This is a genomic window from Undibacterium sp. (assembly GCF_030683615.1).
GTDB lineage: Bacteria > Pseudomonadota > Gammaproteobacteria > Burkholderiales > Burkholderiaceae_D > Undibacterium > Undibacterium umbellatum.
The window spans coordinates 202,690-222,536 of record NZ_JAUXQE010000030.1 but is presented as its reverse complement, the minus strand read 5'-3'; the positions used below and the strand labels follow the sequence as shown (position 1 = coordinate 222,536).

The following is a 19,847-nucleotide window of genomic DNA, read 5'->3' as shown; positions in this document are numbered from 1 at the left end:
TGGGTTCAGGCTGGCACAGCGTATTTTATGCGTTTGTGTACCGCACCAGGCAACTGTTAATAGGTTCGATTCCTATACTACGCAACCAAGCTCAAAGATGAGCCTCAGACTCATAATCTGATTGAAGTAAAAATGTGTAATACATCAGTAGTAATCCTCAAGGGAACTGCTTTCCTGTTCTTGAACATGCAAACTCAAGTATTCAGTTTGTATGCGCCTGGACAACGCGGCATCGCTTCGCATGATTGTTACCATGTATGTGTCCCGGTTCTTAATTCAAACTATCAAGGCCAGGAAAATGGAAGCAGTGCTTTTGCTGCCGTTTCTCTGGCGAGCGTACGAGAAGCAAGATTGCGGCACCTTACATGCACGGTCATCCGCCATGCTGCGGGGATAGTTCTCTTGAGGCTGTTCTGCTCAAAGCTGATGTGCGTCAGTGTGTTTTCGCCTGACTGACTTACATAGTTTTTTCTTGCCCCGGCTTCTTGAGTTCGTCCGACGAAATATTTATCTTCATTGAGAATGTCTATGTTCCTCCGAAAAATAATTCAAGACCACCAGATTGGTCTTTTATATGGCCGTAGCGGTTTTGAAAAAATTCTTGCCAAGGGCAGTTATTTCTTACCCAGATCCAAGCGTGTAGAGCTTGGCAATCTGACTGATTTCCCGGCAAACATTGCTGACCTTGAGTGGATCAGCTCACATCATGGGGCTGCACTGGCAACAGATCTGGAAATTGTCCGCACGGGCCATGATGAAGTGGCGCTGGTATGCAGTGGCCAGCAATTTCTGTGCGTGACACCAAATTCCCTGCGCGCTTTCTGGAAGCAGGGTCTGGGCATCAAAGTATTCAGGGCAAATATAACGCCTGACTTGAAGGTACCTGTCGAGTGGCTAAAGCAAATTCCCATCGGCGTGTCAGTTGGCTGCGTCAAGCAGGTGACCATACCGGCAGGAGCGTATGGTTTGTTGTTTGCAGAAGAAAGCTTCAGCGATTTTCTACTGCCTGGCAGACATGCTTATTTTGATGTTTTGCCCAAGACAAAGTTGACGATTTGCCGGCAGTCGCAAGTGATAGATGCCAAAGATGTCGTGCATGCCATCGTCGCCAGCGCGCATCCGGTCTTGTCGACGCAACTGAACAAGATAGAAACCAGTGACCAGCAACTGGCGGTCTGGTGGGACAAGAATGAGTTGGTGCATGTCACCGGCCAGGCGACACCTGCGCTCGCCAGTAGCGACCTGAAGCTGGAATTGATTTCACTGGCACAGGCACCACGTGCCATTGAAGACCACATCGTACTGGCTATGCGCAGCAATGCCAATAATGCGAAATTACTGGCACCACACAACACAAGTTACGAAGTGCCTTCAGAACATGTGGGCATGTTGTACATTGACGGCGTTTTCCATGCCAGCTTAAAACCAGGTTTTTATGCCTACTGGCACGGTGGAAACCGTTTGAGCCTGACAGTCATTGATACGCGTCTCACAACGCTGGAAATTACCGGCCAGGAAATGCTGACACAAGACAAGGTGCCTTTACGCGTCAATGTCACGGCAGGATATAAAATCACAGACGCGCCCCTGATGCTGGCCAGCCTGAATGATTACAAGGACTTCATCTACAAGGAAATCCAGTTTGCACTAAGGGCCGCCGTTGGTGGTAAGACCCTCGATGGTCTGCTGGAAAACAAGAATGAAACCGATGAACAGATATTGCACTATGTTGCTCAAAAAGCGCAGGTCCAGGGCATAGAAATAGTCAGCCTGGGTATCAAGGATCTGATCTTGCCGGGTGAGATAAAAACCATGCTGGGCAAAGTAGTGGAAGCAGAAAAAGCCGCGCAAGCGAATGTGATACGGCGTCGCGAAGAAACCGCAGCCACCAGATCACTCATGAATACCTCAAGAGTGATGGAAGATAATCCGGTTGCCTTGCGTCTCAAAGAACTGGAGACACTGGAAAAAATGACTGAGAAGATCGATAAGATCAGTGTCTATGGCGGGCTGGAGAGCCTGCTTAAACAGGTTGCAGCCTTTAAACCGGCAATCGACAAATAAAAACATCGACATGGTGCGGAATAAGCCTGTCATCTGACATGCTATCCGCGCCATAATGATCAGAGCAGGCGGTCTGTTGTGCTTACTCTGCAGTCTGTGCTAGTCCGTCACTGGCAGGATGTAATAATTCACTGAATTCACTGGCGTGGAGTGAGAGACTCAAGCTCTTCTGCTCTCAATATTCTGACTGTTACGCTGCATTCATTCGCGTTCAATCTGGCAGATGTGCCGCCGTCGGGATCATAATAAAATTGACAATTGGCATCTGTAAATTTCAGCCATAGACGCTGCGCTTCCTGCAATTCCTTTTTCCGCTCTGCACTGAGTTTAGCCATCAGTTTTTTATAGGCATTATTCAGGCGTTTGTCGACACGGGTGTATTCAGCTGAAATGCAATCAAGCATGACCGGGTCAACCCCCTCTGATTTGTCCATGCACTTGTTATATTCGGCACTGCGCGCTGGTTCAGCCTTGCCATATGCGGGTAATGAAAGGGTAGTGCTCAGAGCTGCGGTCAAGATAAAGATGAGTTTGTATCTGGCTTGCATGGTTTATGGATAGATAGGATGTTCGTAAAATTTGCCGGGCTTTTTACACTTCTTTGCTGCGATTTCTTTGCCGCTATGCATCGCCCAGGCGGTAATACAAATACTTGCAATAAGTGTCTTGCATATCTTGCCTGGGTTCAGCAATTAAAGTGCATCAAGTCCTGAAAAACAGCCTGCTCTCGAAAAACAAGCCCTTGATACGTTTGCGGAAAATGGCGATGGCAGCAGCAATCAATACGGTGACAATATTAAAACCAAGTATCTTGTCGCCCCCTACATCAACAAAGGGGATGGCATTGGAAGGCATGGTGGCGGCGTTCAGGCCGCGGTCGTAGCTTGCGCCTATGACCTGGCCTACGTTATTGATGGCATTGGTCAGGTACAAACTTTTGCCAGCCGGATGCAAGGTCATTTTATTGTCGCGCCAGACGAAGGATAAACGCAGGTCCTGGGTATCAATTACGCCGACGACGTGGCCGTCGTTATTGATGCCCGTCGCGAAGCTGTCGCCAAAACCTATCTTGGCACCGAGGTCTACCATCTGTTTGCCATCATGGACAAAGGCATGCCAGCGACGGTCTTTCATCTCTGAAGTACCGACCACAGCGCCCTGGTCATTGATGGCCGTGCCAGCGCTATAGCGGCCACCCAGCGTGCCAAGATCGACCATGCCGGTGTCTTTCTTGTACAGGAAAGCATGGCGTGAACCGTCGGTAATCATGGAGGTACCCGTCACCTCGCCAGCATTATTAATGCCGCTGGCATAACTGACCCTGCCGCCCAGTGTGCCCAGGTCTTGCAGTGCTTCGCCGGGCTGATACAGAAAGGCATGCCAGTCACGATCAGGGGTGTCAGAAAACCCTGCGACCATGCCGGCATTGTTGATGGCAGCACCATAGCTATGCGGGCCACCCAGGGTGCCGAGATCTTTTACTTCACGATCGCGATTGCGGATGAATGCCCTCCAGATATCGCCCTTCTTGGAAGACCCGACGATGTCGCCCTTGTCATTGATGCGCTTGGCTTCGCTTTCAGTTTCGCCAGGCATTTCCAGCTTGATCAGCTTGCCGTTCTGAACAAACACGGCATGTGGCGTACCGTCCTTTTCCTTAATGACGGCTGCTACCTGCCCCGCAGCATTCATGTCATAGGCAATCGACTCGCCATATTGCTTGCGCTCTATACCCAGGGAATGACTCGTCGAGGCAGCAGCCTCGCCACCAGTCAAAGCCAGCAGAAACAAAGAACTACGCAATGCATGGTGCATACATGTATCCTTTCTGGAGGGGAGTCATACGGGGAATGTGCTATTGAATATACAGGATTATTATTTGACAATAAAGATAAATGATTACTATTTATTATTGTCGATTGATGAATGGGATGGATGCAGTTTTCAAATTCAGGCAAGTCCATAAAGCCAGGTACTGGTTATCGGATGCAAAGGTAAGTGTGCATGCACTGCTGCAATACTACTAAGACAGTTTTGTAGGGTACGCCTTGCGCACCTGCTTTCCATGCAGTGTGAGGCAGGATTACGGTTAAAAAAACTGGTGCGCACGGCGCACCCTGCTCACAGATATTTAGATCTAAATGTTAGTTTGATTAAAACAAAAACGGGGCCTTCACGGCCCCGTTGACAATTCAGATGGTCTATCAAGCCATCACACCACAATCGTCTGATGCTCATCACCTTCACGTGCGCGGATTTCACCGATCTTGTAGACGGATTCACCAGCCGCGGTCAGTTGTGCCAGGGCTGCATCAGCCAGTTCAGCAGCAACAATAACGACCATGCCTATGCCGCAGTTGAAGACGCGGTGCATTTCTGCGTCAGCCACGCCGCCGTGTTGTTGCAGCCAGGTGAACAGGGGTGGCAGTGTCCAGGCGTCTTTATGCAGAACAGCCGTCAGTTTGTCGCCCAGTACGCGTGGGACGTTTTCTACTAGGCCGCCACCGGTGATGTGGGCCATGCCTTTGACTTCCAGGGATTCCATCAATGCCAGCAAAGGTTTGACGTAGATGCGGGTTGGTGCCATCAAGGCGTCACCGAGGCTGCGGCCATGAAAATCGGCATTCAGATCTGGCTTGGCGACTTCAATGATCTTGCGCACCAGTGAGAAACCGTTTGAATGGATGCCGGAAGATGCCAGGCCCAGAATGACGTCGCCTGGTTGTATCTTGCTGCCATCGATGATCTTGGATTTTTCGACAGCGCCAACTGCAAAGCCAGCCAGATCGTATTCGCCATTTGGGTACATGGATGGCATTTCAGCTGTTTCACCACCGATCAGGGCGCAACCAGCTTGTTCGCAACCAAAGGCCACGCCCTTGATGACGTCGGTGGCAGTTGCCACATCGAGCTTGCCGCAGGCAAAATAGTCGAGGAAGAACAGTGGCTCGGCGCCTTGTACCAGGATGTCATTGACACTCATGGCCACCAGGTCGATACCAACGGTGTCATGCTTGTTGAGGTGGAAAGCCAGTTTCAGCTTGGTGCCCACGCCGTCAGTACCGGAGACCAGGACAGGTTCCTTGTATTTTTTGCTGACTTCAAACATGGCGCCAAAACCGCCTATGCCAGCCATGACACCTTCGCGCATGGTGCGTTTTGCAAAGGGTTTGATGGCATCAACCAGCGCGTCGCCGGCAACCATATCGACACCAGCGTCGGCGTAAGAGAGAGAAACAGGGGTAGAAGTGCTCATGATATTCGGCAATAGGGGCAGGAGGCGGTAAAATAGAGAAATTGCCAGAAAAGTCCGGCAAAAGCGCTATTTTAACAAATTGACCGCGAAAACCCCGTATTTTTGGGACAGACGGTAATTTTGATGACAAATGACTACTAACCAACTCTAAAAATGCCATTTTCTTTTACGTCGGAGCAAAAACAATCCATGCTGTGGCTGGCCCTGGCATTTGCCTTGTTGCTACTGCTGTCTTTGCTGGGTCCAGTGCTGATGCCCTTCATCGTCGCCAGCATATTGTCCTACGTACTGACGCCATGGGTAGACAAGCTGTGCGCCCTGCGCGTGCGCAAGATAGGTTTGCCACGCTCTGTGGCGGCTACCCTGGTCATCGTGATTTTGATTGCTGCAGTGCTGGCCATGGTGCTGGTCATGATCCCCATTCTGCAAAAAGAAATACCACAATTGCAAGATCAGATCCCGCGCTTCTTTGACAAGCTCGATGAAATGCTGGCACCCATGCTGTCTGAATTTGGTATCAAGGTGCGTCTGGATAGTACTGGCATTAAGGCTTTACTGACTGAGCAAATGGCAAATAGTGGTGATGTCATCGGTAAGGCCGTCCTGAATTCGATCCGGGTTGGCGGCACTGCTGTGCTGGGCATGGTGGCTAACTTGCTGCTGATCCCTATCGTGCTGTTCTATCTGTTGATGGACTGGCATTCCCTGATCAGGCGTCTGAGTCATTTCATCCCGCGCCGCTATGTCAGCGTCACCGCGAACGCTGTGCTGGAAGTGGATGATATTCTGGCGCAATACCTGCGTGGGCAAATTCTTGTCATGATCGTGCTGGCAGTGTATTACTCTGTGGCGCTCAGCATTGCCCGTTTTGACCTGGCTTTGCCGGTGGGCATTATCACTGGCTTCCTGGTGTTCATTCCCTACTTGGGCTATGGCCTGGGGCTGGTATTGGCGGTGATTGGTGCTATCCTGCAATTTGATGGCTTTAGTGGCCTTGTGTGGGTAGCTGCCATCTATGGCATAGGCCAGGTTGTAGAATCGTTTTACCTGACACCACGCCTGGTGGGTGAGCGCATAGGCCTGCATCCTTTGACCGTGATTTTTGCCTTGATGGCATTCGGACAATTGTTTGGCTTTATCGGCATTCTGATTGCCTTGCCAGCCTCTGCCGTGATCTCGGTTGCCGTCAAGCATTTGCGTGTGTCTTACTTGAACAGTCCATTTTATAGTCAGACATGAGGCAATTATTACTCGACCTGGACGCGCAAAAGCTGCCGTCCCTTGCCACCTTTGTGGTGGGGCAAAATGCTGAGCTGGCACAATTGCTGGGCATGTTTGACCAGCGTATCACTAGCCAATATGGCGAACGCTCGGTCTATATTTGGGGTGAGCCGGGTGCTGGCAAGACCCATTTGCTGCATGCCCTGGCGGCTGATGCTACGGCCCGCTATATCCCGGCAGATGCGCCGGAAAGCGCCTTTGACTTTACCGAAGGTGTCAGCCTCTACCTGCTGGACGATTGCGACCAGTTGCCGCCGTTGAACCAGATCGCTGCCTTTAATCTGTTTAACGAGGCACGCGCTCGTGGCGGTTTCTTGATCGGTGCGGGTAATCGCCCGCCCATGATTCTAAATGTGCGTGACGACTTGCGCACCCGTTTTGGCTGGGGCCTGATTTATCAGGTACATGGCCTGACCGATGAAGAGAAGATCGATGCCTTAGAGCGTGCCGCCCATGCGCGGGGCATACAACTTTCACCCGGCGTGTTACCCTATCTGATAACCCATTACCGCCGTGACATGAGTTCGCTGACCGATGTTCTGGATCAACTTGACCATTATTCACTAGAAACCAAACGTCCCATCACCCTGCCATTGTTGCGCGAACTAATGTTGCAGCAACAGCCGGGCCTCGACACTACGAACGATTAGCAGACCTAGCATGCGCAATATCGCCCTCTTTGATCTTGACCACACCCTGATCCCCATCGATTCTGATTTTGAATGGGGCCAGTTCCTGTGCCGCGTCGGTGCTGTCGATGCTGATGAATTTGCCCGCAGCAATGCAGAGTTTTTCGCGCAATACCAGGCCGGCACACTGGACCCGGTGGAATATCTGGAATTTGCACTGGGCACACTGGCGCAATTCCCACGCGCCAGACTGGATGAAATGCATGGTCAATTCATGCAGGAAGTCATACAGCCAGCCCTGTTGCCTGCTGCCTATGACCTGATCAAGAAGCATCAAGACCAGGATGACCTGATCGCCATCATCACGGCCACCAACCGTTTTGTGACTGCACCCATCGCTACTGCACTGGGTGTGCAACACTTGATGGCAGCAGAACCTGAGCTTGATGCCAATGGCAATATCACTGGCAAACTGCTGGGCGTGCCAAGTTCAGGCACGGGCAAGGTTGTGCATTTGCAAGACTGGCTGGCAAAGCAAAAAGTGACGCCGCTGAGGCAACTCAGCGACTTTCACCATAGTTATTTTTACAGCGATTCGCAAAACGATATACCGCTGCTGGAACGCGTCAGCCATCCTGTCGCAACCAATCCCAATGCCAAATTAAGTGCCCATGCACAGGCAAAAGGTTGGCCTCAACTTCACCTGTTTGACAAGCAATGATCAAGAAATTTATTCGCAAAATACTGGGCGTAAAAAATAAGAGCGATGACGCCAGCGCCAACAAAAAGCCAACCGTGCTGAGTCATAAAGACCACGGTATAGACCCGCAACTGGTGTCTGCGAATGCCATACGCATCACCCAGACCCTGCAAGAAAATGGCTTCAAGGCCTTTGTTGTTGGTGGTGCAGTGCGCGACTTGCTGACCGGTGTCAAACCCAAGGACTTTGACATTGCCACCAATGCCACGCCTGAGCAGGTCAAACGCCTGTTCCGCCGCGCCTTTATCATAGGACGCCGCTTCCAGATAGTGCACGTCATGTTTGGGCAGGATCTGCTTGAAGTGACCACCTTCCGTGGCGCTGCCACCGATGGCGCGCCCAAGGATGAACATGGCCGCGTGCTGCGCGACAATACCTTTGGCGAACAATATGAAGATGCCGCCCGCCGAGACTTCACCGTGAATGCCATGTACTACGACCCGGCATCCCAGATCGTGCTCGACTATCACGGCGGCATGAAAGACATTAAAAAGAAAACCCTGCGCATCATCGGCGTGCCAGAAGCCCGTTACCGCGAAGACCCGGTACGCATGCTGCGCGTGGTGCGCTTTGCTGCAAAACTGGGCTTTACGATCGATGCATCCACCCGTGCACCTATCGCCGTGATGGCTCCACTGATCAACAATGTACCCGCCGCCCGCGTCTTTGATGAAACCCTGAAGCTACTAACCAGCGGCCATGCCATGGCCTGCCTGCAGCAACTGCGCAAAGAAGGCTTGCATCACGGCCTGATGCCATTGCTGGACGTGGTTCTGGAGCAACCCCTGGGTGAAAAATTCGTCACTCTGGCGCTGGCCAATACTGATGAACGCGTACAACAAGGCAAACCAGTCTCACCAGGCTTTTTGTTTGCCTCCCTGCTGTGGCACCAGGTTGTGGAAAAATGGGAGGCCTATAAGGCCGCTGGCGAATTCCCCATACCTGCCCTGCACCTGGCTGCAGATGATGTCTTAAATACCCAAACCGACGCCCTGGCAATCCAGCGCAAGATCGGCTCGGACATGCGCGACATCTGGGCCATGCAGCCACGCTTTGAAAAACGCGTAGGCAAAACCCCGTACAAAGTATTGGAGCACCCACGCCTGCGTGCCGGTTATGACTTCTTGCTGCTGCGTTGCGCCTCCGGTGAAATCGATGAAGAAATCGGCGAATGGTGGACTGACTTCATGGAAGGCGACAGTGTAGAGCGTGACCGCCTCATCAACACCAAACCCAAGGCAACCGAAGCCGGCCCCAAAAAACGCAAACCCCGCCGCCGCGCCCCACGCAAGGCAGCCGCTGCAGCAGAATGAGCATGCGAATTTTTGTAGGCATAGGTGCCAACCTCGGTGACGCTAAAGTCACTGTAGGCAAAGCCATAGACGCGCTGGCGCAATTGCCGGACACTACCCTCGTGGCGCAGTCCGCCATGTTTGGCAGCGCGCCCATAGATTCGACTGGTGATGATTATGTCAATGCAGTGGCTGAACTGGCAAGCAGCCTGAGCGCCACCGACATTCTGCAACACCTGCAAGCCATAGAACTGGCGCATGGCCGCGAACGCCCCTACCGCAATGCCCCACGTACCCTGGACCTGGATTTGCTCATGTACGGTATAGAAGAAATCAGTACCATTGACCTGCAAGTCCCCCATCCACGCATGACAGAACGCGCTTTCGTCTTGCTGCCACTACTGCAACTCGCAGCAAATATCAGCATCCCTGGCAAAGGCCGCGCGCAAGACTATGTCGCCTCCGTGGCTGATCAGCGCATACAAGAATTACCCACTACCAGATAGCCAGACAAGGCAATAAGCGAAGCACCATGCAAATCCCTATCATTTTGCAAACCACAGGCTTGCTGATACTCTCCAACGTCTTCATGACGGTCGCATGGTACGGTCATCTGAAAAGCCTGTCCAGCAAAGCCTGGTGGGTGGCCGCCTTCATCAGTTGGGGCATCGCCCTGTTCGAATACCTGTTGCAGGTGCCCGCCAACAGAATAGGCTACACTGCCTACAGCCTGGCTCAGCTAAAGATATTACAAGAAGCCCTGACCCTGATCGTCTTCGTGCCCTTCGCCATGTTTTACATGGGGCAGCCGTTCAAGCTGGATTATGTGTGGGCAGGATTATGTCTTGTTGGCGCAGTTTATTTTATTTTCAGGAACTGAAAGAATAGATAGATCAAAACTGGACAAAAGATAAATCAATCAATGTTCTGATTTTGATGTTGCTTTTGAATTTGTAGTTGATTTTGACGTTGCGGTTGCTTTTGACCTTCATCCGCTTGGGACGAAGCCGTTTGTGTGCTGCAGAAAATGGATCAAGAAGTGTCCGTTGTTTGAGGTGTAGCAGGGGTTTCGAGGTGCAAGCACCTCGCCTGCGTAACAGCAATCGCTTGCAAGCGATTGTGCGCCCTGCAAGGGTAGCGAGTTGCGGACACTTCCCATTTTTTGCTTCGCACAAACGGGCACTCCCGTAGGGAGCGAGTCTGCGGTCGCCTTTCTTTGAATACTTTCTTTGGCGAAGCAAGGAAAGTATTTCGGCCGCCGGGCCGAAACCTGGCCTGGTCGATCAACAGCAATAGAATTCAAGGAACAAGAAAAATAAAGATAAAGAATATAAAAATAAAGTTGAGGATGTAGGTGGAGACAAAATCGCTGTCAAACAAAAAACCAATGACAGCATCACCTTTGGAGAAAAAGAATGGCTGAATATTTGCAAGACCGTAAAGCAGTAAGCATTCCTGGCTTGATCGCACTGCGTGAAAAAGGTGAAAAAATCACCATGCTCACCTGCTATGATTCCAGCTTTGCATCCCTGATGGACCGTTGCGGCGTAGAAATTTTGCTCATCGGTGATTCCCTCGGCATGGTATGCCAGGGACATGATTCCACCCTGCCAGTAACACTGCAAGACGTGGCTTACCACACCGCTGCTGTCGCCCGTGGAAATCAAAAAGCCCTGGTTATTGCCGACATGCCTTTTGGCAGCTATGCCACACCAGAAGCGGCTTTCAACAATGCTGTGCAACTAGTGCAAGCTGGTGCGCAAATGGTCAAACTCGAAGGTGGTACCTGGCTGCTGCCCACTATCAAGTTCCTGACTGAACGCGCCATCCCCGTCTGCGCCCATCTGGGTCTGACACCGCAATCCGTGCATCAGTTGGGTGGCTACAAGGTGCAAGGCAAAACAAATGCATCCGCCAACCTGCTGAAAGCCGAAGCGCTGGCCGTGCAGGAGGCCGGTGCTACCCTGCTGGTGCTCGAAGCCATCCCCGCCAGCCTGGGCAAGGAAGTCACTGACTCTTTGCACATCCCCACCATAGGCATAGGTGCAGGCGTTGATTGCTCAGGTCAGGTACTCGTCATGCACGACCTGCTGGGTGTATTCCCGGGCCGCAAAGCCCGCTTCGTGAAAAACTTCATGGAAGGCCAGACCAGCATCGATGCTGCGGTTTTGGCTTATGTGGCAGCAGTAAAAGATAAATCTTTCCCGACGCTGGAACATAGTTTCTAAAGTTGGCAATCAGTTGGTAAACTCGTCGACATGGCTTTGCTCTGTCGACGAATATCCCTCTGATCAGTGCCACTGCGCAGTATCTCAGGTCCCAAAAAAACTAAGCATGCATCCAGCAAAACCAGCGCAATGTCGCCTGCGAATCTGGTAATTCAGGATCATCATGTTCGAATCCAACTTCTATGCCCGCCGCAGTAGTGGCAATCATGGCATACGGCGGTGCGTGCTCGCGCACATCGGTAATTTCCAACCCGGCTTGCCTTGCCATTTTTAAAAATTCTGACAAAGGCAAACCTTGGCGCAAAAATTTCCGGTCTTGCAAAAGCAGAGGCCCGCCATCAGCTTGTTGCGCTACACCAGAAAATGTATCGACGAACACTGTAGCCAATTCATTTTCGCCAGCAAAATGAAACTCCAGATCACCATAGGCGACTACGAGGGGAAAGCAGGCCGCACTACCCGGCTGGTAAGGCAAGTCCAGGTCATCTGGCGTATATACTTCATCCGCTGATCCCAGGCAGGCAAACACATCAACCGGGCTACAATGTTTACGCGGAATGAAAGCACCCAGGCTGCCATCCCGCAAGAAGCCAAGCAAAGAAATTTCTGTCCTCATCATTATCTGATTTTATTCCGCCAAAGCGGATTGTAAAGATACAGACTTGCCAGCTTGCGCCAGCGGGAACAGCCACCAGCGCTTACCGGTTTGCGGTTCGGCGATATCAACTTCCTCCCCCATTTGCGGTGTGCTTATCCTTGCACCCTGTTGCTTGGCCAGCGCGACAATGCGCTCAAAAGGTTCGAACCAGCTATGCATGGATAAATCAAAAGTACCATTATGAATAGGCAGCATGGTTTTGCCACGCAAATCAATATGCGCTTGCAGCGATTGCTCTGGCTGCATGTGCACGTCAGGCCACATCTTGTTATAGGCACCGGTTTCTATCAGGGTCAGATCGAAGGGGCCGTATTTGTCGCCTATCTCTTTAAAGCCTTTGAAGTAACCAGTGTCACCGCTAAAGAAAATTTTCAGCTCAGGCGTGAGTATGCTCCAGGATGACCACAGGGTCTGGTCACGGTCATGCAAGCCACGGCCAGAAAAGTGCTGGGCAGGTGTCGCGACAAACTGCGTGCCATTGATCCAGGTGCTTTGCCACCAGCCCAGTTGCTGCACTTTGCTTGCATCTATACCCCATTTGATGAGGCGATCACCCACACCAGTCGGTGTCAGGATGTGCTCAGTTTTTTTCGCCAGTTGCAGGATAGCGGCATAATCCAGGTGATCATAATGATCATGCGACAAGATGATGCCCTTGATGGGTGGCAGGTCAGCAATACTGATCGGTGGCTGGTGAAAACGCTTTGGCCCCATCCACTGGAAAGGTGAGGCCCGCTCAGAAAACACCGGGTCAGTCAGCCAGAATTCACCCTGCAATTTCATCAGCATGGTCGAATGACCTAGACGGTACAAACTATAGTCTGGTGCAGCCAATAACTGTTCTTTCGTCAATTCAAACACAGGGATACTGCCACCTGGCACCGTATCCTTGGGTTTGTCGAAGAAAAATTTCCACATAATTTTCATGTTGCCCAACAAACTGGGTTCACGGGTAGGTGCCTGGTTGACAAAACCTGCACTGGCAGGCTGCGGTGGCACAGTGGGTAACTGCTGGGCATTACTGGGAGAAGAAACATAGGCCATGGTGATCAACACTCCTGTCATAAAGAGACTGAATACAAATCGCGAAAATTTGGGCATAAAATGAAAAACTGGCTCACAAATTAATTACTGCATCGAATTATTACACTACACAGTGTAGTTTCTAAATTTAGAGAAGTAAACTACTTAGTGTAAAATTCTTTATATTCGCAGCCTCTCGCTGCAAACCAGTCAAGATTGCTTAACACAACATGTCCGCACCCGTACGCCAGACCGACCGCAAACGCGAAGCCATCTTGCAGGCAGCGATTCATGAATTTCGCCTCCATGGTTTCGATGCAACCAGCATGGACAAGATCGCCGCCACGGCCGTCGTCTCAAAACGCACGGTGTACAACCACTTCCCTAGTAAAGACGATTTGTTCGCCGCAATATTGTTAAAATTGTGGCAAAGCGCTGTTTCTCAGGATGATTTTAGCTATCAGGCTGATAAAAACCTGCGAGAACAGCTGGAAACTTTCCTTGGTAACAAGATGCGCCTGATGAGCGACACCAACTTCATCGACCTGGTACGCGTCGCCGTCGCCGCCACCATCCACACCCCGGACCGCGCCCGCGACATGGTAGAGCGCATGAGCAAACGCGAAGAAGGCATCGTCGCCTGGATCAGGGCAGCGCAGGCCGATGGCAAGCTGAAAGCTGGCGACCCCTACTTCATGGGCGACATGCTGCAAGGCCAGCTCAAGTCCCTGGCCTTCTGGCCGCAGGTGGCAATGGGACAGCCCATGCTGGAAGAGCTGCAGCAAAAGGTCTTGATAGAACTGACGGCGGGGATGTTTTTGGGGTATTACGGGGTAGGTTGATGTGGGCAGTATCTGCCTGTAGGTCCGATTAATCCCTGCGAAATCGGACGCATGCCAAACCTCAGAAGATGACAGAAACATATCAAACTGATTTGTAATATTATGCCTTGGGCGCTCAATGCAGGGTCATGTTAAGTGAGAGGATGCTTGAGTGATATCAATACAGCAATCATCACATGGAGCTACAGCTATCCGTATATGGCCTCTGATTGCCATCCTGGTGATGCACATCCTGCTACTCCTGATGTTCTCTCAACACAAACCTCGCCAGACAGATAATGCCACTCAAGGAACAGACGTGACTTTCTTGACGTCTGTGACGACGCAAACCTATCCATTGATACCAAAAACTGAACAAGAAAAACCTGCGCATCAAAAGCCGCCGCTTAATCCTCAAAGAGAAACTCCGCATCCAGCAAAGAAATCAGCAGCAACAAATCCTACATCATTTGATGAATTGCCTGCGCCCCAGGCAACAGAAAAATCAAGGACTGATATCACTACTGGTATCGAAGCAGATGCATCTGCAAAGAATACTATCAATCTTGCGCAACTGCGTTCACAAGCAACTTTGCTAGCCAGAGAATCGGCACAGAGCGGGTCCAGTGAATCTGGTACCCAGGGCATACTTGGCGATTATTACGGTAGTTATCAAGGCGCCGATACAGGTACGTTTTATATCCACGTTGACCATAAAGGCAATATCCTAGGCTCTGCCGACTCGCGCACTGCCCGCAGCAGTTTTACAATTACTGGCAAGGTATCGACCGAGGGTATCGTACAAATGACAGGAAAAGGCCTTGCCGGTTCAGCCAACTTCAATGGCAAGATCAACCTTGCAACAGACGCAGTGTCTGGTCACTGGAATTTGACAGGTTTTGGAAAAGGGCAATTTAGCGGGCAACGTGCCAAAGCTATCGGTACCAGGGCGTATTGATGCAATAAACCAAGGCCGTAGTAAAAGGGATTGACAGAACTTTGGAGTGCTACGTGAATAGCCATAGGTAAGATAAGCCAAGTAGGTTCGATTAGCCTGCGTAATCGGACGCATGTAATTCACTGCTAACAACTCCGATAAACATAAATACTGCACATCATTCAAAAAAATTCATTTCTCTGACAGCTTTAGCATGATGATTTGAGATGCCTATTTTGATGCACAACATGCGTACGATTAAGCTCTGCTAATCGTATCTACTGGCTGGAAGAAAGCGTGAAAATCTACATTATTTATTCCACCATACGAGTTGTCAACGCATTCGGCGACACTTCCATCGGCATAAAAGAGCAAACATGCATCTTGTTGACCAGCCGCTTCTGCTCTGAAATCGCCGATCACAATTTCTGTTTTGAAGAAAATTGCAGCGTGAGCAGCCAATTGAAGTAACTGAATATCTTTCAAACGTGCATTGACCAAGCATTGCACCAATGTTTGAAACCCATCATCCAGAGTGTGGACTGTCAGGCCGATAAAAATTTCCGACTTGATTTTTTCTTTGTCGAAGAAATTATCTTTTTCAATAACATGAATACGAGAAATCTCAAAATGAGAGGCAAGAAACTCAATGATGTCTTGCTTCCCGATTTTTTCTTTCAACATGAATTCGAGAACGTCGCAATACATATAGTCATTCTGCTTCTGGTAGAGAAACATCAAAAATTGTTAAAGATCAAAGAACTGCGCGCTGAGGTCATGAATTGCTTAAGGCATGCGCGTAACGTATTTTTGAATTACATTCTTAATAAATGTAATTCGCCATTATTTGCATCAAAACGGAAATGCATCTGCTGTTCCGGAGTAACTGAAAAATAAAGCGTCTCCGATTCCTTCCTGTCTTTTTTCTTGCAATCAGATTCGCGCACCACGATTCTATGATTGCCTTGCTTGACACGCTTCATAAGAGTATTTTCATCTGCAACATCTTTGCTATGAGTAGCGGCAATATTGCCATCAACATAGACCGTATATTGGCTCTGGATTGCCGGTGCATCCAAGCCAAAATCGATCACGACAAAGCAATTATGCTCTTCAAGGAATTTAGCTTCTGCCTCTTCAGTCCATGAGTTCCTGGTGCGACCAGTATTTTCTATTATCCACAATGATTCATCAGTCACAACCAAGCCATTTTTAAAGGGCACATAAGTTCTGTCGATATAAAAGCCTTTCGAAAAAACGAGATAAAAATCTCCTGTCAATTTTTCATGGACGATATCGCAATACTCGACTCGCTGATTAGGATATTCAAATCCCTGCAAATACAGGTGGCCGTGCTCGTCAAGTAAATAGTGTGATATGCAGCCACGCCAAAGTGCCGAAGATACTATCTCCACAGGTCTTGGCAGCGTCGAGAATTCGTATGCGCAATATCCACCTTGGATGACTGGATTTCCTGTAGTCACGAAATCCAAAAAGTAGCCTTCGAGTTTGACGTGCTTATGTCGGCAAATAAATCCTTCCGGTCTCTGCACTGTCATCGCTTGCAATCTCTCACATATCCCCCCGATTAATAAAATCGTTGTTCGTTTGTGCTGCCCGAATACAATTTCTGCTTCAATGATCGTTTTCAGCGCACGCCAACTCTTCTATTCAGCCTTCTCCAACACCGCCAACATCGCCCTCAACCCCTCATTCAAACGCTTCAAATCCGCAGCACTTAAACCTGCCATGATGCGCCTCTCATTTTCCACATGAGCAGCCAATGCACGGTCTACCAGATCTTTGCCGGTATCTGTCAATTGCACCAGCATGCTGCGGGCATCGTCGGGGTTTTGCAGGCGTAGTATCCAGCCGCTGGCTTCGAGTTTTTGCAGCCTGTGGGTCATGGTGCCGGAGGTGACCATGAGTTTGGAGAACAGGTCGGTTGGGCTCATGCAGAACGTGTCACTGGAGCGTCGAAGCGTGGCCAGCATGTCGAATTCCCAGGCGCTCATACCAAAGCTGCTGAAGGTGGCTTCCAGTTCGCGCCCCAGCAGGTCACTGCAACGGCGCAGGCGGCCTATGTTTTCCATGGGGCTGCAATCAAGGTCTGGCCTGGCATTGCGCCACTGCTCCATGATCTTATCGACTGCGTCCATCTTCTTTTCCCCCATCTTTTGCTCCCTGGCCGTTTATCTTTTATGTGCTTGCCATTATATGCGCCGCCAATGCGATTCAGCTCTTTGGAACATCCAGGTCCCTGTTGATGCTTCCAAAGACCACACAATACATGTGGAATTTATCTTGATATCAAGATAGTTTGTGCTACCATTATTTATCTTGAACTCAAGACATTATCATGAAAACTGCAATTAGCACTCCCAACCTCGCCCGCCTTGGTTTCTGGTTCGATACCTTGCTGACCGCGCTGGCACCTGCCATCTGGGGTTCGACTTATATCGTCACGACACAATTCTTGCCACCAGACCGGCCATTTACTGCTGCCTTGCTACGATGTCTGCCCAGCGGGATTTTGCTGGTGCTGTTTTGTAAGCGCCTGCCCTTGTCGCGCGAATGGGGCCGCTTGCTGATACTGGCCGCGCTGAACATAGGTTTCTTCCAGGCGCTGTTATTCATTGCCGCTTACCGCTTGCCTGGTGGTATGGCAGCCGTGATTGGCTCCATACAACCCTTACTGATCATGGCCATGGTCTGGTTAATGGACAGGCGCAGGCCGGCCGCGCTGGCGATCATGGCCAGTGTCTGTGCTGTGCTGGGCATGGCAGCTTTGTTGTTGTCAGCTACTGCAACCATGGATGCCGTGGGCCTGGCTGCCGCTGCGGCAGGGGCGATTTGCATGGCGGGTGGCACATATTTGTCGCGACGCTGGCAAAGCAGTTTGCCGGTATTGGCTTTCACTGGCTGGCAGCTCTTGCTGGGTGGTTTGATCTTGCTGCCTTTAAGCCTGCTGGTGGATGCGCCACTGCCTGCCCTGAACCTGACGCAGATACTGGGTTATGCCTACTTGTCCATCGTCGGTGCCTTGCTGGCCTACAGCCTGTGGTTTCGCGGCATAGCGCGCTTGTCACCGGTTGCTGTGTCTTCACTGGGTTTGTTAAGCCCTATCACAGCCGTCATCCTGGGTTGGGTCGTGCTTGATCAAAGCATGCGCGGGATGTCACTGGCAGGTTTATTGATCGTTCTTGCCAGCGTCATCGTCGTGCAAAAAAGCATGCGTAGTCAGGCCTGAATTTTTTATCGCCTTCCCCCTCACCTTCACCTTCATCAAGGAAAAAAATGCACCTATCCATACAAGAAATTATCGAGTCCCGCGTCTCTGCCAATAATTATGACCCCAGCCGCAAGCTCAGCCATGCCGAGATCAGCGAACTGGTGCGCCTGGCGACGCTGGCACCCTCAGCCTATAACTTCCAGAACTGGAAATTTTTGGCGGTTGTCAGTGATGAAGCCAAACAGCGTTTGCAGGCAGCAGCGTTTAATCAGCAAAAGGTCAGCGATGCTGCAGTGACTTTCATTATCTGCGGCACCTTGAATGCACACACTCAACTGGAACCAGCCTTACGCCCCGCTGTTAATGCAGGGATCATCGACGACAAAATGTTGGCAACATGGGTAGGCATGGCAGAGCAAAGCCATACGGATAATGCAGTGCTGCAAAGGGATGAGGCCTTGCGCTCAGCTTCACTGGCGGCCATGACGCTGATGCTGGCAGCACAAGGCAAGGGGCTGGCATCTTGCGCCCTGAGTGGCTTTGATACAGATGCGGTGACACGTGAGTTTGATTTGCATGAAACAGAAATCCCGGTCATGCTGATCACTGTGGGTTATGCGGCGGCAGGCAACTGGCCGCAAAAACCACGCAAGCAGTTGCATGAAGTTATGCAACTGCTTTGAGAATTTACCAGGGCAGCGTCTCTCCAGCATAGGTATAAAACTCGCCCGATTGTGCAGGCTGCATGCTGTCGATCACAGCCAGCATTTCACTGGCTGCCTGTGTGACAGGGCGGCCTATGCTGGCACCGCGAAAGGGTTGTGACAATGCAGTGTTGACCGTGCCGGGGTGCAAGGCAAATAAAACTGCGTTTGGCTGGGTGCGTTTGAGTTCTATGGCTGCGGTCTTGATCATCATGTTCAATGCGGCCTTGGAGGCGCGATAGCTATACCAGCCGCCAAGCCGGTTATCTTCTATGCTGCCGACCTTGGCGGACAACATGGCCATGACGCCTCTTTGCTTGTCGAGCAGAGGTGCGAAGTGACGCAGGAGCAAGGCGGGGCCAAAGGTATTGACGAGGAAGGTCGCCTGCATTTGTGCATACTGCAAATCGGCCAGTTTTTTCTCAGGCATGAAGTCAGCAGTATGCAATACACCAGTCGCATTGATGATGAGATGAAAAGGGCCGAGTTCTTTCATCACTTCAGCTGCTTGGGCGATGCTGTCTTCAAGGGCGAAGTCCAGTGGCGGCTGGCTTTGGCGATGCAGGCATACAACCTGGCCGCAATGTTCTTGCGCACCCAATAATTCTACAAATGCCGCGCCTATGCCGCCAGATGCACCGATGACTAACGCCCTGAAGCCCTGCGGGAAGGAGCTTAGTAAACTATCCGCCATCATACCCATCCTTGTTTCCACATGGTCGTGTCAGTCAGTTCCCGCCAGGCGATCTTACGCTTGGCCTTGGTATAGACAGCTTCAAGCTCAACAAATTCTACCTGGGCATTCATGACAAGCTGCCCTTCTTGTTGCTCAGGCAAATAGACTTTACTGACCAGAAAGTGCTTTTGTTTGGCAACGACTTCTACCGCAGTCCATTTGGAGAGCATGAGCTTGTTTGGCTGTATGGGGTTCATTCTCTGGCTTTCAAATGCGAGGTGCTGCA

The 19,847-nt window shown here is 50.8% G+C and carries 22 protein-coding genes; 12 read left to right on the top strand and 10 right to left on the bottom strand.

Annotated elements, in window-relative coordinates:
* Positions 1-528: 528 nt before the first annotated feature.
* On the top strand, positions 529-2,064 hold the full coding sequence (locus tag Q8K39_RS15475; RefSeq protein ID WP_305261534.1) for a slipin family protein: 1,536 nt from the start codon (positions 529-531) through the stop codon (positions 2,062-2,064).
* A gap of 137 nt (positions 2,065-2,201) precedes the next feature.
* On the opposite strand, the gene Q8K39_RS15470 is transcribed toward Q8K39_RS15475, so the two are convergent.
* The 3 genes from Q8K39_RS15470 to purM form a co-directional block, all read right to left on the bottom strand.
* Positions 2,202-2,612, bottom strand: a complete 411-nt coding sequence (locus Q8K39_RS15470; protein WP_305261533.1) for a lysozyme inhibitor LprI family protein — start codon at positions 2,610-2,612, stop codon at positions 2,202-2,204.
* A gap of 154 nt (positions 2,613-2,766) precedes the next feature.
* A complete protein-coding gene (locus Q8K39_RS15465) occupies positions 2,767-3,879 on the bottom strand; it encodes an HAF repeat-containing protein (RefSeq protein ID WP_305261531.1) in 1,113 nt (370 codons plus the stop codon).
* Positions 3,880-4,276: 397 nt separating this feature from the next.
* Complete coding sequence (gene purM, locus Q8K39_RS15460; RefSeq protein ID WP_305261529.1) at positions 4,277-5,320, bottom strand: phosphoribosylformylglycinamidine cyclo-ligase; 1,044 nt, start codon at positions 5,318-5,320, stop codon at positions 4,277-4,279.
* 153 nt (positions 5,321-5,473) lie between these two features.
* Between purM and Q8K39_RS15455 the strand changes: the two genes are divergently transcribed.
* The 7 genes from Q8K39_RS15455 to panB all read left to right on the top strand — a co-directional run bounded on the left by Q8K39_RS15455 (position 5,474) and on the right by panB (position 11,510).
* Positions 5,474-6,559, top strand: coding sequence for an AI-2E family transporter (locus Q8K39_RS15455; RefSeq protein WP_186953321.1), 1,086 nt, complete (start codon positions 5,474-5,476; stop codon positions 6,557-6,559).
* Complete coding sequence (gene hda / locus Q8K39_RS15450) at positions 6,556-7,251, top strand: DnaA regulatory inactivator Hda (protein WP_186953320.1); 696 nt, start codon at positions 6,556-6,558, stop codon at positions 7,249-7,251. Before Q8K39_RS15455 ends, hda begins: the two co-directional genes overlap by 4 nt.
* Before the next feature lie 10 nt (positions 7,252-7,261).
* Positions 7,262-7,951, top strand: coding sequence for an HAD family phosphatase (locus Q8K39_RS15445; protein WP_305261524.1), 690 nt, complete (start codon positions 7,262-7,264; stop codon positions 7,949-7,951).
* Entirely contained in the window at positions 7,948-9,303 is a 1,356-nt protein-coding gene (pcnB, locus tag Q8K39_RS15440) for a polynucleotide adenylyltransferase PcnB (RefSeq protein ID WP_305261522.1), read from the top strand. The genes Q8K39_RS15445 and pcnB overlap by 4 nt, the downstream gene beginning before the upstream one ends.
* A gap of 2 nt (positions 9,304-9,305) precedes the next feature.
* On the top strand, positions 9,306-9,788 hold the full coding sequence (gene folK, locus Q8K39_RS15435; RefSeq protein ID WP_305261520.1) for a 2-amino-4-hydroxy-6-hydroxymethyldihydropteridine diphosphokinase: 483 nt from the start codon (positions 9,306-9,308) through the stop codon (positions 9,786-9,788).
* A 26-nt stretch (positions 9,789-9,814) separates the two neighbouring features.
* Positions 9,815-10,162 carry a DMT family protein gene (locus tag Q8K39_RS15430; protein WP_305261518.1) on the top strand — a complete coding sequence of 116 codons (348 nt, stop codon included), beginning with the start codon at positions 9,815-9,817 and terminating at the stop codon, positions 10,160-10,162.
* A gap of 535 nt (positions 10,163-10,697) precedes the next feature.
* Entirely contained in the window at positions 10,698-11,510 is an 813-nt protein-coding gene (gene panB, locus Q8K39_RS15425; RefSeq protein ID WP_305261516.1) for a 3-methyl-2-oxobutanoate hydroxymethyltransferase, read from the top strand.
* A gap of 100 nt (positions 11,511-11,610) precedes the next feature.
* On the opposite strand, the gene Q8K39_RS15420 is transcribed toward panB, so the two are convergent.
* Together Q8K39_RS15420 and Q8K39_RS15415 are read right to left on the bottom strand one after the other, a co-directional pair.
* Positions 11,611-12,129: a hypothetical protein gene (locus Q8K39_RS15420; protein ID WP_305261514.1), complete on the bottom strand. Its 519-nt coding sequence runs from the start codon at positions 12,127-12,129 to the stop codon at positions 11,611-11,613.
* Between the two features lie 9 nt (positions 12,130-12,138).
* Positions 12,139-13,212: an MBL fold metallo-hydrolase gene (locus Q8K39_RS15415; RefSeq protein ID WP_305261512.1), complete on the bottom strand. Its 1,074-nt coding sequence runs from the start codon at positions 13,210-13,212 to the stop codon at positions 12,139-12,141.
* Positions 13,213-13,421: 209 nt separating this feature from the next.
* Between Q8K39_RS15415 and Q8K39_RS15410 the strand changes: the two genes are divergently transcribed.
* Both Q8K39_RS15410 and Q8K39_RS15405 read left to right on the top strand, forming a co-directional pair.
* On the top strand, positions 13,422-14,033 hold the full coding sequence (locus Q8K39_RS15410) for a TetR/AcrR family transcriptional regulator (RefSeq protein WP_305261511.1): 612 nt from the start codon (positions 13,422-13,424) through the stop codon (positions 14,031-14,033).
* Positions 14,034-14,331: 298 nt separating this feature from the next.
* Positions 14,332-14,970 carry a hypothetical protein gene (locus tag Q8K39_RS15405; protein WP_305261509.1) on the top strand — a complete coding sequence of 213 codons (639 nt, stop codon included), beginning with the start codon at positions 14,332-14,334 and terminating at the stop codon, positions 14,968-14,970.
* A 237-nt stretch (positions 14,971-15,207) separates the two neighbouring features.
* Here Q8K39_RS15405 and Q8K39_RS15400 read toward each other — a convergent pair whose 3' ends face one another.
* From Q8K39_RS15400 to Q8K39_RS15390, 3 genes are all read right to left on the bottom strand, one after another.
* On the bottom strand, positions 15,208-15,633 hold the full coding sequence (locus Q8K39_RS15400; RefSeq protein ID WP_305261507.1) for a hypothetical protein: 426 nt from the start codon (positions 15,631-15,633) through the stop codon (positions 15,208-15,210).
* Positions 15,634-15,764: 131 nt separating this feature from the next.
* Positions 15,765-16,517, bottom strand: coding sequence for a hypothetical protein (locus tag Q8K39_RS15395; protein WP_305261505.1), 753 nt, complete (start codon positions 16,515-16,517; stop codon positions 15,765-15,767).
* 99 nt (positions 16,518-16,616) lie between these two features.
* Positions 16,617-17,108 (bottom strand): MarR family winged helix-turn-helix transcriptional regulator, encoded by a 492-nt coding sequence (locus Q8K39_RS15390; RefSeq protein ID WP_305261503.1) that lies wholly within the window; start codon positions 17,106-17,108, stop codon positions 16,617-16,619.
* Between the two features lie 200 nt (positions 17,109-17,308).
* On the opposite strand from Q8K39_RS15390, the gene Q8K39_RS15385 reads away from it, so the two are divergent.
* Positions 17,309-18,199, top strand: coding sequence for an EamA family transporter (locus Q8K39_RS15385; protein ID WP_305261501.1), 891 nt, complete (start codon positions 17,309-17,311; stop codon positions 18,197-18,199).
* 47 nt (positions 18,200-18,246) lie between these two features.
* The gene (locus Q8K39_RS15380; RefSeq protein ID WP_305261499.1) at positions 18,247-18,864 is read left to right on the top strand and encodes a nitroreductase family protein; all 618 of its coding nucleotides are present in this window, start codon (positions 18,247-18,249) and stop codon (positions 18,862-18,864) included.
* A gap of 4 nt (positions 18,865-18,868) precedes the next feature.
* Here the strand turns inward: Q8K39_RS15380 and Q8K39_RS15375 are convergent, their stop codons facing one another.
* Both Q8K39_RS15375 and Q8K39_RS15370 read right to left on the bottom strand, forming a co-directional pair.
* Positions 18,869-19,582 (bottom strand): SDR family NAD(P)-dependent oxidoreductase, encoded by a 714-nt coding sequence (locus Q8K39_RS15375; protein ID WP_305261497.1) that lies wholly within the window; start codon positions 19,580-19,582, stop codon positions 18,869-18,871.
* A complete protein-coding gene (locus Q8K39_RS15370) occupies positions 19,579-19,818 on the bottom strand; it encodes a TIGR02450 family Trp-rich protein (protein WP_305261495.1) in 240 nt (79 codons plus the stop codon). Before Q8K39_RS15370 ends, Q8K39_RS15375 begins: the two co-directional genes overlap by 4 nt.
* Positions 19,819-19,847 lie beyond the last annotated feature (29 nt).